The organism is Caulobacter sp. GW821-FHT09B11 (assembly GCF_059418205.1).
Genome location: NZ_JBWKPK010000061.1, coordinates 1 through 15,034 on the forward strand (window position 1 = coordinate 1; position 15,034 = coordinate 15,034).

12 protein-coding genes are annotated in these 15,034 nt (G+C 70.0%); 6 read left to right on the forward strand and 6 right to left on the reverse strand.

Annotated features, from left to right (window positions below; all coding sequences use genetic code 11):
- Positions 1-91 precede the first annotated feature (91 nt).
- The 3 genes from AC07N1_RS24930 to AC07N1_RS24940 form a co-directional block, all read right to left on the reverse strand.
- Positions 92-874, reverse strand: coding sequence for a VOC family protein (locus tag AC07N1_RS24930; protein WP_494674237.1), 783 nt, complete (start codon positions 872-874; stop codon positions 92-94).
- Positions 875-966: 92 nt separating this feature from the next.
- Entirely contained in the window at positions 967-1,383 is a 417-nt protein-coding gene (locus AC07N1_RS24935; protein ID WP_494674238.1) for a GFA family protein, read from the reverse strand.
- Between the two features lie 242 nt (positions 1,384-1,625).
- Positions 1,626-2,732, reverse strand: a complete 1,107-nt coding sequence (locus tag AC07N1_RS24940; RefSeq protein WP_494674239.1) for a PA0069 family radical SAM protein — start codon at positions 2,730-2,732, stop codon at positions 1,626-1,628.
- Positions 2,733-2,813: 81 nt separating this feature from the next.
- Here AC07N1_RS24940 and AC07N1_RS24945 point away from each other — a divergent pair, with 81 nt between their 5' ends.
- Positions 2,814-3,305, forward strand: a complete 492-nt coding sequence (locus AC07N1_RS24945; protein WP_494674240.1) for a cell wall biosynthesis glycosyltransferase — start codon at positions 2,814-2,816, stop codon at positions 3,303-3,305.
- Between the two features lie 163 nt (positions 3,306-3,468).
- Positions 3,469-5,235, forward strand: a complete 1,767-nt coding sequence (locus AC07N1_RS24950) for a chloride channel protein (protein ID WP_494674241.1) — start codon at positions 3,469-3,471, stop codon at positions 5,233-5,235.
- A 174-nt stretch (positions 5,236-5,409) separates the two neighbouring features.
- On the opposite strand, the gene AC07N1_RS24955 is transcribed toward AC07N1_RS24950, so the two are convergent.
- Complete coding sequence (locus AC07N1_RS24955) at positions 5,410-6,975, reverse strand: lytic transglycosylase domain-containing protein (RefSeq protein ID WP_494674242.1); 1,566 nt, start codon at positions 6,973-6,975, stop codon at positions 5,410-5,412.
- A gap of 66 nt (positions 6,976-7,041) precedes the next feature.
- The gene (locus AC07N1_RS24960; RefSeq protein ID WP_494674243.1) at positions 7,042-7,863 is read right to left on the reverse strand and encodes a uracil-DNA glycosylase; all 822 of its coding nucleotides are present in this window, start codon (positions 7,861-7,863) and stop codon (positions 7,042-7,044) included.
- A 168-nt stretch (positions 7,864-8,031) separates the two neighbouring features.
- Here AC07N1_RS24960 and AC07N1_RS24965 point away from each other — a divergent pair, with 168 nt between their 5' ends.
- From AC07N1_RS24965 to AC07N1_RS24980, 4 genes are all read left to right on the forward strand, one after another.
- A complete protein-coding gene (locus AC07N1_RS24965) occupies positions 8,032-9,705 on the forward strand; it encodes an electron transfer flavoprotein-ubiquinone oxidoreductase (protein WP_494674244.1) in 1,674 nt (557 codons plus the stop codon).
- 213 nt (positions 9,706-9,918) lie between these two features.
- The gene (locus AC07N1_RS24970; RefSeq protein WP_494674245.1) at positions 9,919-11,661 is read left to right on the forward strand and encodes a tetratricopeptide repeat protein; all 1,743 of its coding nucleotides are present in this window, start codon (positions 9,919-9,921) and stop codon (positions 11,659-11,661) included.
- Positions 11,662-11,693: 32 nt separating this feature from the next.
- On the forward strand, positions 11,694-12,575 hold the full coding sequence (locus AC07N1_RS24975; protein ID WP_494674246.1) for a 4-(cytidine 5'-diphospho)-2-C-methyl-D-erythritol kinase: 882 nt from the start codon (positions 11,694-11,696) through the stop codon (positions 12,573-12,575).
- 225 nt (positions 12,576-12,800) lie between these two features.
- Entirely contained in the window at positions 12,801-13,427 is a 627-nt protein-coding gene (locus AC07N1_RS24980) for a peptidylprolyl isomerase (protein ID WP_494674247.1), read from the forward strand.
- 196 nt (positions 13,428-13,623) lie between these two features.
- On the opposite strand, the gene AC07N1_RS24985 is transcribed toward AC07N1_RS24980, so the two are convergent.
- The coding region (locus AC07N1_RS24985) for an ammonium transporter (protein ID WP_494674248.1) at positions 13,624-15,034 on the reverse strand (1,411 nt) is incomplete at its 5' end.

Consider the following 15,034-nt stretch of genomic DNA (forward strand, 5'->3'; position numbering starts at 1 on the left):
GATCTACGCCGCGAAGATGCTCCCCCTCTGGGGGAGCTGTCGCGGAGCGACTGAGGGGGCGTCGCCGAGTTGGCCACGCCCCCCGAAGGCGTCAGTTGTTCTGGCTAACCACCGCGAACCCGGCCCCCTGTGGGTCGGTTCCCATGTAGATCCAGCTGCCGCCGGGCACCTGGTGGACGTCCATCATGGTCGTGGCGCCGGCGGCCAGGGCGCGGTCGCGGGCGGCGCAGGCGCTGTCGACCTGGGCGTAGTAGTTCCAGAACGAGACCGGCATGTCGGGGGTCCTGGTCATCATGCCGCCGACGTCGGGCCCGCCCGCCTCGTAGGCGAAGAGCTGGTAGGTTCCGATCGGACCCATGTCGATGGCCTGGGTCTTCACCCAGCCGAACAGGCCTGAATAGAAGGCGAAGGCGCCTTCGAGGTCGCCGGCCATCAGTTCGCGCCAGCCGAACGTGCCCGGCGCCCATTCTGGCGGCTGCGGCGGGACTTCATCCTGCGGGAACGGCTTGAACAGCGTGAAGACCGCCCCGTACGGATCGGCGACCACGGAAAAGCGGCCGACCGTGGGGATGTCGCCGGCGGGGATGAACACCGAGCCGCCGGCCGCGACGACCTTGCCGACATAGGCGTCGACGTCGTCGACGAAGATGTAGCCGATCCAGCCGGGGCGCGAGCCTTCCGGACAGCCGCCCTCGGGCGTGAACACCCCGCCGACCCCGGCGTCGCCGACATTGAGGATGGTGTAGGGCGTGGGGCCGGGCAGGCCGGAATCCGTCGGCGTCCAGCCGACGACCTCGGCGTAGAACTTGGCCGCCGCCTCGACGTCGGTGGTCATCAGTTCGTACCAGCCGAACTTTCCGCTCGTATCCGACATGCTCGTTCTCCCTTTTTATGGCGCCCCGGCTCGGGCGGTTCTTGGCCAGGACGAACGGTGGGCGCTCGTGCCGACAGATGGTTGGTGATTTTCTAGTCCGGCATGGTGTCGAAGGTCGCCAGGCCTTGCGGCAGCACCACCCAGTCGGGCTTGTCGCGCAGGAAGAGCGCCATGGTCGGCGCGAACTGCGCCGCATCGTCCAGCGAGCCGGCATAGATCGTGTGGCTGGCGTCGACCCCGACCTCGCCGCCGAACACCAGGCCGCCGCAGGCCGGGCAGGCGTTGCGCAGCGCCGTGCCGCCCCGAAAGGCCGGCGAACGGATCTTCAGCGTCTGGCCGGTGATCGTCACCGCCGAGGCCGAAAAGCCCATGAACGGCACGAAGCCGGAGCCTGACGCCTTGCGGCAGTCGCCGCAGCAGCAATAGCCCTGATAGGTCGGTTCGCCCACGGCGCTCCAGCGCACGGCGCCGCACAGGCATCCGCCAGCGTAACGGTGTTTTGTCGTCATGGGCGGCATTGGCGGACCTTCCTGTGACAGACGCAAGCGTGGACGTTCATCCTCTGCCTTTCCCTCCGTCGTCATCCCGGCCGGAGGGCCGCGTAGCGGGCCGCAGAGCCGGGACCCAGGCGACTGGGCTCGACACCCAGATCGGGCGCCTCTGGGGCGGCCGGCGCAATTCGGCGGCCCCTGGGTCCCGGCTCTACGCTTCGCTTCGGCCGGGATGACGGGCGTAGGGGTGGAAAGAGCGACTAAAACAAACTCAACTGATCCCCCGCCTTGGGCGGGACGCGGAACTGGGTGATGTCGAGGCGGGGCAGGGGCTTGTCGAGCTCGAAGCGGCGCAGGGCGGCGTGGAAGCGCTGGTTCAGCACCTCGGCGATCGGGCCTTCGCCGGTCATGCGCTTGCCGAACTCGCTGTCATAGGCCGCCCCGCCGCGCATCTGGCGCACCAGCGACATGACCCGCTTGGCGCGGTCGGGATGGTCCGACGCCAGCCATTGCTCGAACAGGCCGTGGATCTCCATCGGCAGGCGGATAGCGACGTATCCCGCAGCCACCGCGCCGGCCTCCTTGGCGCGTTCCAGCACCGCCTCCATCTCGTGGTCGTTCAGCGACGGGATGGCCGGGGCGAACATGACGATGGTCGGCACGCCGGCTTCGGACAGCTGGCGCACGGCGTCGAGGCGGCGTTCGGGCGTTGCGGCGCGCGGCTCCATGCTGCGGGCCAGGCGCCGGTCGAGCGTGGTGATCGACACCGCCGCCCGCGCCAGGCCCGCCTTGCCCATTTCGCCCAGGATGTCGAGGTCGCGGGTGATCAGGGCCGACTTGGTGATGATCGAGAACGGGTGGCGATAGCGGCTCAGCGTCTCCAGCACCGCCCGGGTGACGCGAAGCCCGCGCTCCTGCGGCTGATAGGGGTCGGTGTCGCCGCCGATATGCACCGAGCCGACCTTGTAGGTGGGCTTGGAAAGCTCGCGGTCGAGCAGCTTGCCGGCCTCGGGCTTGAAGAACAGCTTGCTCTCGAAGTCGAGGCCCGGCGAGAGGCCCAGATAGGCGTGGGCGGGCCGGGCGTAGCAGTAGATGCAGCCGTGCTCGCAGCCGCGATAGGGGTTGATCGAGCGGTCGAAGCCGACGTCGGGGCTCTTGTTGCGAGCGATGACGGTCTTGGACTTCATGGCCAGCACGCTGGTGGTCAGCGGTCGGGCGGCGTTGTCTTCTTCCGTCCAGCCGTCTTCGAAGGGCTCGGAGGTTCGGCTCTCGTAACGGCCGGTCTCGTTGCTGCGCGCCCCGCGACCGCGCAGGGCGGCGGTCCCGGTCTTGTAGGCGGTGTCGGTGAAGGAGCGGCGCGACAGCATGGGACGAACCATACGCCTACATTTGGAACATAACAAGAACGATGCTTGACGCCGCATGGGGCGAGGCCGCAAAGCCGGAGCATGATCTCTGTGATCCTCCCCGCCGTCGCGCCCGGCCCAGCCTCCGTGCACGCGCTCGCCCAGCTTCTGGCCCAGCTGGTGCCGGCGGCCGTCGACGGCCTTGTCAAAGAAGTGGTGATCGTCGGCGCGGCCGAGCCGGGGCTCGACGCGCTGATCGAGGACAGCGGCGCGCGGTTCGTGGTGGCGTCGGGCGACAGGGGTGTGTTGCTGGCGGCGGGCGCGGCGGTGGCTCGGGGCGACTGGATCCTGGCGCTGGATCCGGCGCGAGGCTTGCCGGAGACCTGGCGCGGACCGGTCGAGGCGCACCTGGCCGGCGGAGCGGGGGCGGCGGCCCTGCTGGTTCCGGCCGGCGGCCTGCTGAGCCGGCTGACGGCGCCGCCGCTGGGGCTGCTGTCGCGGCGGCTGGATTATGCGGCGACGGCCGGGTTCGCGGGAAGCGCGCCGGAGAAGGCGCTTGCGGGGCGGCTGAAGGCGCGGCGGTTGAAGGTCTAGCGCCGGCCCCCTCCGGCCCTCCGGGCCACCTCCCCCAGAGGGGGAGGATCTGCGGGCGCGGCGCTCTTCGAGATGCTCCCCTTTTGGGGGAGCTGTCGGCGAAGCCGACTGAGGGGGTCTTGCGGGATTGAAGTCACCCGCCGCCCCGCGTTATCGAGAACACATGTCGCTCGCCCACGCCTCCGCCGCCGCATCCGTGAAGGGCGTCGGCTGGCTGCGGCGCAGGATCCGTTCGAGCGAGCTTTGGCTGATCGCCGTGGCCACCCTGATCGGCGTGGCGGCGGGGACCTTCGCGGTCGTGCAGGCCCAGGTGGCGCACGGCCTGCAGATGCTGCTGTTCCAGATCGACATCAACGAGCGGCTGAGCGCCCAGACCCATGTGGCGCCCTGGCGGCTGCTGGCCATTCCGATCGGCGGCCTGCTGCTGGGCGCGGCCGGCTGGGCCTGGGCCAAGTACCGGCCGCGTCCGGCCGTCGACCCAGTCGAGGCCAACGCCCTGCACGGCGGGCGGCTGTCGATGAAGGACAGCGCCTTCATCTGCGGCCAGACCATGCTGTCGAACGGGGTGGGGGCCTCGGTGGGGCTGGAGGCGGCCTACGCCCAGGCCGGCGCGGCGGCGGCCTCGTTCGCCGGCCAGCGGCTGAACCTGCGCCGGGCCGACATGCGCACCCTGGTCGGGGCGGGGGCCGGGGCCGCCATCGCCGCCGCGTTCGGGGCGCCGCTGACGGGCGCCTTCTACGCCTTCGAGATCGTCATCGGGGCCTATACCGTCGCCAACCTGGCGCCCGTGGCCGCCGCCGCCTTGGCCGCCGTGCTGGTGGCCGGCAAGATGGGCGCGATCCCCTATCTCTTGAAGACCGACACCCAGGCCGTGCAGTCGTGGACCGACTACGGCCTCTATGCCCTGCTGGGCCTGATCAGCGCGGTGCTGGGCATCGCCCTGATGCGGCTGGTGGCCAACGCCGAGCGGCTGGTGACGCGCTCGCCGATCCCGCGCTGGCTGCGGCCGGCGATCGGCGGCGTCGGGCTGGCCGCTTTGGCCCTGGTCACGCCCCAGACCCTGTCGGCCGGGCACGGGGCGCTGCACCTGAACCTGATGACGGAATTGCCGCTGAAGATGCTGGTGCTGCTGCTGGCGATGAAGGCCCTGGCCTCGGTGATTTCGCTGAGCTTCGGGTTCCGGGGCGGCCTCTTCTTCGCCTCGCTGTTCCTGGGGGCGCTGATCGGCCAGGTGTTCTCGGCGCTGTCGCTGCTGATCCCGTGGGCGCCGAGCCTGGATCCCACCGTCGCGGCCCTGGTCGGCATGGCGGCGCTGGGCGTGGCCGTGGTCGGCGGACCCTTCACCATGTCGTTCCTGGTGCTGGAGGCCACGGGAGACTTCACCGTGGCCGCCGCGGCCCTGGTGGCCTCGATGATCGCCAGCGCCATGGTGCGCGAGACCTTCGGCTATTCGTTCTCGACCTGGCGGCTGCACCTGCGCGGCGAGACCGTCCGCAGCGCCCACGACGTCTCGTGGATGCGGCCGCTGAGCGCCGGGCGGATGATGCGCAAGGACGTCCAGACCGTGCCGGCCTCGACCACCCTGGCCGAGTTCCGCCGCCGCTTTCCGCTGGGCTCGACCAAGCGGGTGATCATGGTCGACGAGACCGGGCTCTATGCCGGGGTGATCCCGACCGCCAAGGCCTATGTCGACGGCGGCGACGGCGAGAAGCCCGTGGCGGGTCTGGCGATCAACGCCGACACGGCGCTGAAGCCCGACCAGACCATCAAGGACGTCATGCGCGCCTTCGACCACGGCGAGACCGACGAGCTGGCGGTGATCGACGACAAGAAGAACGTGCTGGGCGTGCTGTCGGAGGCCTATGCGACGCGGCGCTATGCCGAGGAGCTGGAGAAGGCGCGCCGGGAGCTGACGGGGGAGGCGGGTTAGAATTTTCTCTCCCCTTGCGGGAGAGGGTGGCCCTGCGGAGCAGGGTCGGGTGAGGGGTTGCACGTACAGAAACGCCGCGACAGCCGATCAGCTGTCGCGGCGTTTTGCGTCTGAGAGACCCCTCATCCGTCAGCTTCGCCGACACCTTCTCCCGCAAGGGGAGAAGGAAGCGGATTACATATCCAACCGGAAATCGATCACCCGCTGGCCGCTGGCCACGGCGTCCAGCGTCTTGGTCTCCGCGCCGAGCAGGCGGCGGTAGGTCCAGTACGAGGCCATGACCTTCTCGACGTAGTTTCGTGTCTCCTGGGCCGGCAGGCTTTCGATCAGCAGCAGGCTGTCGCAGTCCTGGCCCAGTTGCTGCTGCACCTTCAGCAGGGTGCCGGGGCCGCCGTTGTAGGCGGCCACGGCGCGCAGGATGTCGGGGCTCTGCAGGCCGCGGTCCATCAGCCAGGTGAAGTAGTCCTGGCCGACCCGCAGGTTGAAGGCCGGGTCGAACAGCGGGGTGTTGTCGGCCAGCAGCTTGTCGTCGCCGGCGGCGCGGGCGGCGGCGACGGGCATCAGCTGCATCAGGCCCACGGCCCCCGCGCCGGAGACGGCCATCGGGTCGAAGCGGCTTTCCTGGCGCACCAGGGCGTAGACCAGGGCCTTGCTGATCGTGAAGCCGCCCTTGGGCGCCAGCTCGGGAAGGGGATAGTCCTCGCCGCCGATCTTCTTGACCGGACGGCCGGCGTTGAACGGCGCGCGGGCGTTCAGGGCCAGTGTCAGGGCGCTCCAGTCGGCGCGGGCCTTGTCGTCGGTCGCCAGCGACAGGCCGGCCCGCAGCTCGGCGCCGGCTTCGGTCCAGCGGCCCAGCTGGGCGAGCGAGGCGGCGCGGCGGGCGCGAAGGTCGGAGGACAGCAGCTTGCCCAGCGAGGCCGGGTCGGGGCCGTTGTAGGAGACGCGGGTGATCAGGGCGGCGATCGGGTCGTCCGGATCGTTGGCCACGGCCACGCCGGCCATCGACAGCTGTCGGGCGGCGATCATGCCGTAGAAGGTCTGCGGCGCCTGGGCGGCCTGGTTCAGCAGGTCGCGGACGGCGGTCCTGTCGCCGGACATGCTGGCCGAACGGGCGGCCCAGAAGGCGCCGGCGGCGCGCAGCCAGTCGTCCTGGCCCTCGTCGTGGGCCACCTGCTCGAAATAGCCGCGGGCCTCGGGGTAGGATTCCAGGCGGAAGGCGGCAAGGCCGGCGATCCAGCGCTCGTTGGCCAGCTTGGCAAGCTTCAGGGCGGCCTTCACGTCGCCGGAATAATAGGCTTCGCGGGCGGCGCGGCCCTTGTCGGCCGGACCGGCGCTGCGCACGCCCTGGGCGACCTCGACGAACAGCTCGGGGGCCTTGGGCTCCGGCAAGCGGGCGGGCTTGCGCTTGAGGGCCAGGGCGTAGACGCGATCGGCGCCGGCCTCGTCGCCATAGAGCTTCAGCCAGCCGGTCAGGTCGTCATAGCTGGCCGTGTAGGCCGTCGGGTGCATCAGCCGGGTCAGCGACAGCTTGCCGATCAGGCTGCGGTCGCGGGTGTTGGCGAAGGCGGCTTCGGCGGCGTCGAAATCACCGCGGTCGGCCGCCGTGAAGGCGGCCTGGTAGAAGCGCTGGTCGCTGTCGGACAGAGGTTCGAGCCCCGCTGCCCGCACCGCGGGCGCGGCGAGGTTCAGGCAAAGCGCGAGGGCCGAGACAACGGCCAGAGGGCGAGCGAAAAGCTGCAAATCGTATCCGCGCAAGGCCTTTGCAAAGGCGGCGCGCGTCCCCGTTCCGACTGGTCAGCGGCTTGTTTAATGGGGCCTTTCCGGCCGATCAAGTCTTTCAGCCAGCATCAGGAGGTCCTGCCAGGCCTTCTTCTTGGCCGCCGGCTGGCGCAGCAGGAAGGCCGGATGCAAGCTGGGCAAGGCCGGAACCTCGATCTGGCCGTCCTCGGAGCGCCACTCGAACCAGCGGCCGCGAAGCGACAAAATGCCCTCGTCACGGCGCAGCATGCTCTTTGCGGAGGCGCCGCCGACCATCAGGATCAGCTTGGGCTTCACCAGGGCGATGGTGCGTTCGACGAACGGGGCGCAGACGGCCTGCTCCTGGGGCGTGGGCGTGCGGTTGCCCGGCGGGCGCCAGAAGACGGTGTTGGTGATGAAGGCGCGGTCCTGCAGGCCGGCGGCCTTGAGCATGCGGTCGAGCAGTTGGCCGGCGCGACCAACGAAGGGCTGGCCGCGGGCGTCCTCTTCCGCGCCGGGGCCTTCGCCGATCACCATGACCGGCGCGTCGCCGGGGCCGCGCGAGAACACCGCCTGCTTGGCGCCTTGAGTCTTCAGCGGGCAGCCGTCGAAGGCGGCGATGGCGGCGGCCAGGCTTTCGAGGTCGTTGCAGGCGGCGGCGAGCGCCTTGGCCTGGGCGACCGCCGCGCCGATGTCGACGCCGCCGAACGCGCCGGGACGGGGGGGGGGCGGAGCGACCGCGACCGGCTGCGGCTGGCTGCGGGCCCGCAGCAGGGCCGCGCCCTCGGCCAGACGGTCGATCGGCTCGTCGGCGTAGCAGGCCTCGACCCCCGCATCGGCCCAGAAGGCCAGCAGGCTTTCGACGGCGCGCGGATCGACGGCGAGGCTCATGACGTTTTCTCTAGCGAGTATAATGGGCTGCGTCACCGATATGTCCGCGCTGCGGTGCAACAAAAACTATCCGGTTTTCCTTGACCGCCGTGGCGTCACGTTCGGATAAAGTCCGACTCAAACAGGAAGAAGGCAGGCTCCACTCAAGAGCCTGGGGCGGGAGAAGCCATGAGCGAAGTCCTCGAACGCGAGTCGATGGAATACGACGTCGTCATCGTCGGGGGCGGCCCGGCGGGCCTGGCGTCTGCCATCCGTCTCAAGCAACTGGCCGAGAAGGCCGGAACCGAAATCAGCGTGGCCCTGGTGGAAAAGGGCTCGGAGGTCGGCGCCCACATCCTGTCGGGCGCGGTCATCGATCCTAAGGCGCTGAACGAACTGATCCCCGACTGGAAGGAAAAGGGCGCGCCGCTCGAGACCCCGGTCACCAAGGACAAGTTCCTGCTGCTCGGTCCGCAGGGCGAGCTGGGCCTGCCGATGTTCGCCATGCCGCCGTTCATGCACAACCACGGCTGCTACATCGCCTCGCTGGGCAACGTCACCCGCTGGCTGGCCGCCCAGGCCGAAGAGCTGGGCGTCGAGATCTATCCGGGCTTCGCCGCCTCGGACACGGTGTGGCGCGAGGACGGCTCGCTGAAGGGCGTGGTCGTCGGCGTGGTCGGCGTCGCCAAGGACGGCCATGAAAAGCCGGACTACCAGCCGGGCATGGAGCTGCACGGCAAGTACGTGTTCATCGCCGAGGGCGTGCGCGGCTCGCTGGCCAAGCAGCTGATCGCCAAGTTCGAGCTGGACGCCGGCAAGTCGCCGCAGAAGTACGGCATCGGCATCAAGGAGCTGTGGCAAATCCCGGCCGACAAGCACCAGCCGGGCCTTGCCCAGCACACCACCGGCTGGCCGCTGGACAACCAGACGGGCGGCGGCAGCTTCATGTACCACTTCGGGGACAACTACGTGTCCATCGGCTACGTGGTGCACCTGAACTACAAGAACCCCTGGCTGTCGCCGTTCGACGAGTTCCAGCGCTTCAAGCAGCACCCCTCCGTGCGGCCCTACCTGGAAGGCGGCAAGCGCATCGCCTACGGCGCGCGGGCCATCACCGAGGGCGGCTACCAGTCGATCCCGAAGCTGTCGTTCCCGGGCGGCGTGCTGATCGGCTGCTCGGCCGGCTTCGTCAACGTGCCGCGCATCAAGGGCAGCCACAACGCCATGAAGACCGGCATGCTGGCCGCCGAGGAGGCGTTCAAGGCCATCGCCGCCGGCCGCGAGGGCGACGCCCTGGTCGAGTATGAAGCCGCCTTCGAGAAGTCGTGGGTCGCCAAGGAACTGAAGGTCGTCCGCAACGCCAAGCCGCTGCTGGGCAAGCTGGGCACGGCCCTGGGCGGCGCGGCCGGCATGTTCGACATGTGGTGCGCGCACCTCTTGGGCGGGTTCTCGTTCTTCGGTACGCTGAAACACGAGAAGACCGACGCGGCGTCGACGGGCCTGGCCAAGGACTACAAGCCGATCGTCTATCCCAAGCCCGACGGCGTGATCAGCTTCGACAAGCTGTCGAGCGTCTTCCTGTCGGCCACCAACCACGAGGAAGACCAGCCGGCGCACCTGAAGCTAAAGGACCCGTCGATCCCGATCGACGTCAACCTGCCCAAGTACGGCGAACCGGCGCGCCTCTATTGCCCGGCCGGCGTCTACGAGGTGCTGTACGACGAGCAGGGCGCCAATCCGAAGTTCCAGATCAACGCCCAGAACTGCGTCCACTGCAAAACCTGCGACATCAAGGATCCTTCGCAGAACATCGTCTGGACGACGCCCGAAGGCGGCGGCGGCCCCAACTATCCGAACATGTAAGGCTCTTTCCCTCTCCCCTTGCGGGAGAGGGTGGCCTCCCGAAGGGAGGTCGGGTGAGGGGGCTCTCAGACATCGAACGCCGCGACAGCCGATCAGCCGTCGCGGCGTTTTTCGTTCGTGCGACCCCTCATCCGTCGTCCTGCGGACGACACCTTCTCCCGCAAGGGGAGAAGGATGCTTGAACGAGGCCCTGAAACCGAACAGGGTGGCCGGATGATGCGTCTCCGAGTCCTCCTGTCCCTGGCCTCCACGGCCGTTCTGGCCGCCTGCGCCACGTCCGAGCCCGGCTTGCGCGGCGCGCAGAGCGGCTGGAACGCCAGCGCGCCCTGGGAAGGGCGTTCGGCCTACGGCCAGTTCCTGGCCGGCCAGGCGGCGATGGAGGACGGACGCAGCGACGAGGCGGCCGCCTATTTCCAGGCCGCCCGCAACCTGGGCGAGGACCCTGGCCTGATCGCCGAGCGGGCCTTCACGGCCTCGCTGCTGGCCGGCGAGGTGTCGCGCGCCGCCGAACTGGCGCCGGTCGCGCCGGGCGGGACCGAGGGCGTGCGCCGCCTGGGCGTGCTGACCCGGGCGGTCGACCTGCTGTCGCGCGGCAAGGGCAAGGACGCGCAAGCCCTGCTGGCGGATCCGACCCTGGGCTTCCCGCATCGTCCGGTCGTCACCCTGCTGACCCCGTGGGCCGCCGCCGCGGCCGGCGACGCCGCCAAGGCCCAGACCCTGCCCGAGCTGCGTAACGACCGCCTGGTGCAGTATTTCGGCCGTCTGGGCCACGCCGAGATCCTGGAGCGGGCCGGCAAGACCGCCGAGGCCGAAGCCGACTACAAGGCCCTGATGGAGGTCGCGGCCGTGCGGCCGATGTTCGCCATCGACTACGGCGCGTTCCTGGAGCGCCGCAAGCGCCGCGACGAGGCCGTGGCCCTCTACGACTCCATCCTGGCCAACGCCCCGACCGACTCCGCCTTGCTGGAGGCCCGCGCCCGCGCCGCCGCCAAGAAGGCCGCCCCGCCGCTGAGCACGATCCGCCAGGGCGCGGCCAACAGCCTGGTCGCCTGCGCGGCGGTGTTCAGCAACGAGCGCCAGAGCCAATTCGCCCTGGCCTATCTGCGCCTGGCCCTGCACCTGGATCCCAAGCGCGAGGACGCGCTGCTGATGGTCGGCGACCTGCTCGACCAGGGCGGCGACCCCGAGGCGGCCCGCGCCGCCTACGCCCGCGTTCCGGCCAGTTCGTCCCGCTATCCCGCCGCCCAGGGCAAGATCGCCTGGACGCTGCAGACCGCCGGCGACAAGGACAAGGCCCTGGCCATCGCCGAGGCCGCCGCCAAGTCTCCCAACGCAGGCCGCAGCGCCCAGCTGGTCTATGCCGAGCTGCTGCGGGCCAACGACCGCTGGGCCGACGCCGTGGCGGTGATCGACCCGCTGGTGGCCGCCGAGAAGGACAAGCCCGACTGGCGCCTGCTCTACATGCGCGGCGTGTCGCTGGAGCGGGCCGGCCGCTGGCCCGACGCCGAGCGCGACTTGCAGCAGGCCCTCAGCCTCAATCCCGACGAGCCTGAGCTGCTGAACTACCTCGGCTACTCGTGGATCGATCGCAACGAGCGCCTGGCCGAGGCGCTGTCGATGGTCCAGAAGGCCGTGAAGGCCAACCCGCAGTCGGGCGCTATGCTCGACTCTCTGGGCTGGGCCTATCACCGCCTGGGCGACGACAAGGCCGCCGTCGAGATGCTGGAGCAGGCCATCGAGTTCGAGCCCGGCGATCCGGACATCAACGACCATCTGGGCGACGTCTACTGGCGCCTGGGCCGCAAGACCGAGGCCCAGTTCCAGTGGCGGCGCGTGCTGAGCCTGGAGCCGACCGCCGAGCAGAAGGCCGCCGCCGAGGCCAAGCTGAAGGACGGCCTGGGCGCCAAGGGGCCGGCCAAGGCCCCGGCCGTGGCCAACGGCGCGAACACGCTGTAGGGCTTGGCGCCTTAGTTCTCCTGGATATCTCGATGCGCCGTTCCGCCTTCGCCCCGGCCAAGGTCAACCTGTTCCTGCACGTCGGCGGGCCCGACGCGGAGAACTATCATCCGCTGTCGAGCCTGATGGTGTTCGCCGACGTCGGCGACACGGTGTCGATCCAGCCGGCCGACGCGCCGAGCTTCGAGGCCACGGGTCGGTTCGGCGGCGAGATCCCGGTCGATGGCGGCAACCTTGTGGTCCGCGCAGCCCGCGCCCTGCATGAGGCCGTCGGCGGACCGGCCCCGCCGGTGCGGCTGATCCTCGACAAGGCCCTGCCGATCGCCGCCGGCCTGGGCGGCGGCTCCAGCGACGCGGGCGCGGCCCTGCGGCTGCTGCGCGAGGCCCTGGGGCTGTCGCTGTCGGACGCCGAGCTGGAGGCCGTGGCCGGCGCGCTGGGCGCCGACGGCGTGCCGTGCCTGTGGGGCGCGCCGGTGATGGCGCAGGGCAGGGGAGAGCGGCTGTCGCCGGCCCCCGCGCTGCCCGAACTGCACGCGGTGCTGGTCAATCCGCTGGTTCCATCGCCGACCGGGGCGGTCTATCGCGCCTATGACGCCGCCGTGGATCCGCGCGGGGAGGCTCCGCCGCCGACGCCCGACGCCTTCGAGAGCGCCGAGGAGGTCTGCGCCTGGCTCGCCGCCCTGACCCGCAACGACCTGCAGGCCCCCGCCGTGGCCCTGGAGCCGCGCATCGGGCAGGTGCTGGAGCTGCTGGCCGGCGAGCCCGAGGCGCTGCTGGCGCGGATGTCGGGCTCGGGCGCGACCTGCTTTGCGATCTGCGCCGGCGACATCGAGGCCGAGGGCCTTGCCGAGCGCATCGAGGCGATGCGGCCGGAGTGGTGGGTGAAGCGGTGCCGCCTGGGCGGGCCTTTCTAGCTCATCCTTAGCCCGTCATCCCGGGCGAAGGCGCGTAGCGCCGCAGACCCGGGACCCAGGAGACTGGGCGCCGCGCCAAGGTTGCCGCCCGGTGGGTAGCCGATGCTTTGCGGCGGCCCCTGGGTCCCGGCTCTACGCTGCGCTTCGGCCGGGATGACGATGCTTTTGAGATGAGGTGGTTTCCGCCTAGTCTTCCTGGCGTTTGCGTCGTGTTGGAGCCCACATATGGACCGCCGCCTGTTTCTCGCCGCCGCCGCTGCGGCCGCCTCTACGTCGGCGATCGCTCAGGAGGCCGCCGCCCCGCCTCAGCCCGCGCCCAAGCCGCCCACGCGCGTGGCCGTCGAGACGCCGCTGGGCCGCATCGTCATCGAACTGGCCACGAAGGAAGCGCCGATCACCACGGCCAACTTCCTGCGCTATGTCGACCAGAAGCGCTATGATGGGGCGACCTTCTTCCGGGCCTCGCGGGCGCCGGGCGCGCCGGAGTACGGTCTGATCCAGGGCGGGGTGCAGGGCGATCCCAAGCGGGTGCTGCCGCCGATCGCCCACGAGCCGACCACCAAGACCGGCCTCAAGCACGTGGATGGCGTGGTCTCGATCGCCCGCAACGCGCCGGGCACGGCGACCTCGGACTTCTTCATCCTGATCGGCGACGCCCCGGGCCTGGACGCCAATCCGGCCGCCTCGGGCGACAACCAGGGCTTCGCCGCCTTCGGCAAGGTGGTCGAAGGGATGGACGTCGTGAAGAAGATCCTGGCCCTGCCGACGCCGGGCAAGGCGATCAATCCGGTGATGACCGGCCAGATCATCGACCCGCCGCTGAAGATCATCTCGGCGAAGCGGGTTCCGTAGAGAGCTGGTGCGTCCTTCGAGGTCCGCTTCGCGGGTGCCTCAGGATGAGGAATTCAATGCAATGACGTCCTCACCCTGAGATGCGAGCCGCAGGCGAGCCTCGAAGGACGCACGGAGACGGCAAAGAAAAAGGGCGCGGAGGCCGAAGCTTCCGCGCCCTTCTTTTTTGGACCGCTTACCAGCGGAGCCCGAAGGCTCAGCTGTGGTAGGCGCGTTCTCCGTGTTCGGAGATGTCCAGACCTTCTTCTTCGGCGTCCGGCGAGGCGCGCAGGCCGATCACCAGCTTGATCACCAGGAAGACGATGATCGAGGCGACGGCCGACCAGACGATCGTGACGCCGACGCCCTTCAGCTGGGCGATGACCTGGGTGACCAGGTCGTAGGCGGCGGTGTCGCAGGTCGAGATGTCGCCGTCCTTGGCGCACGAGGTGTAGTCGACGACGCCGGCGCCGCCCCAGGCGGGGTTGACCACCAGGCCGGTGCCGATGGCGCCGACGATGCCGCCGATGCCGTGGATGCCGAAGGCGTCCAGGCTGTCGTCGTACTTCAGGGCGTTCTTAACGGCCGAGCAGAAGATGATGCAGATCGGCGAGACGACCAGGCCCAGGATCAGGGCGCCCATCGGACCGGCGAAGCCGGCGGCCGGGGTGACGGCGACGAGGCCGGCGACCACGCCCGAGGCCAGGCCCAGGGCCGACGGCTTCTTGCGGGTGATCCACTCGACGACGATCCAGGACAGGCCGGCCGCGGCGGTGGCGATGAAGGTGTTGACCATGGCCAGCGAGGCGTAGGCGTTCGACTCGAGGTTCGAGCCGGCGTTGAAGCCGAACCAGCCCACCCACAGCAGGCCGGCGCCCACCAGGGTCAGGGTCAGCGAGTGCGGGGGCATCGGCTCCTTGCCGAAGCCTTGGCGCTTGCCGAGGATGATGGCGCCGACCAGGGCGGCGATACCGGCGTTGATGTGGACCACGGTGCCGCCGGCGAAGTCGAGGGCGCCGAAGCTCCAGATCAGGCCGGCCTTGACGGGCGCGGTCGGGTTGAGAGCGATCGCGTCCGGACCCGGCCACCACCAGACCATGTGGGCCATCGGGTAGTAGGAGAGCAGCGGCCACAGCACGGCGAAGGCCACGATGGCGGCGAACTTCATGCGCTCGACCAGCGAGCCGACCACCAGGGCCGCGGTGATCGCGGCGAAGGTCGACTGGAAGGCGATGAAGGTCAGTTCCGGGATCACGACGCCGGTCGAGAAGGTGGCGACCACGCTGGATGGCGTGACGTCCTTCAGGAACAGACGGCCCAGACCCCCGACGAAGGTGTCCCAGTGTCCGCCGTCGGTGAAGGCGAAGCTGTAGCCCCACAGGAACCAGGCGACGAAGCCGATCAGGGCCACGGTCGAGACCTGCATCATGACCGACAGCATGTTCTTGGAGCGGACCAGGCCGCCGTAGAACAGGGCCAGGCCCGGCAGGATCATCAGCAGGACCAGCAGCGCCGAGGTCAGCATCCAGGCGTTGTCGCCCTTGTCCTGCTTGTCGACGATGGTCGGAGCGGCGGCGGGAGCCTCCGCGGCGGCCGGAGCGGCGGCCGGGGCCGGCGCGGCCTCGGCG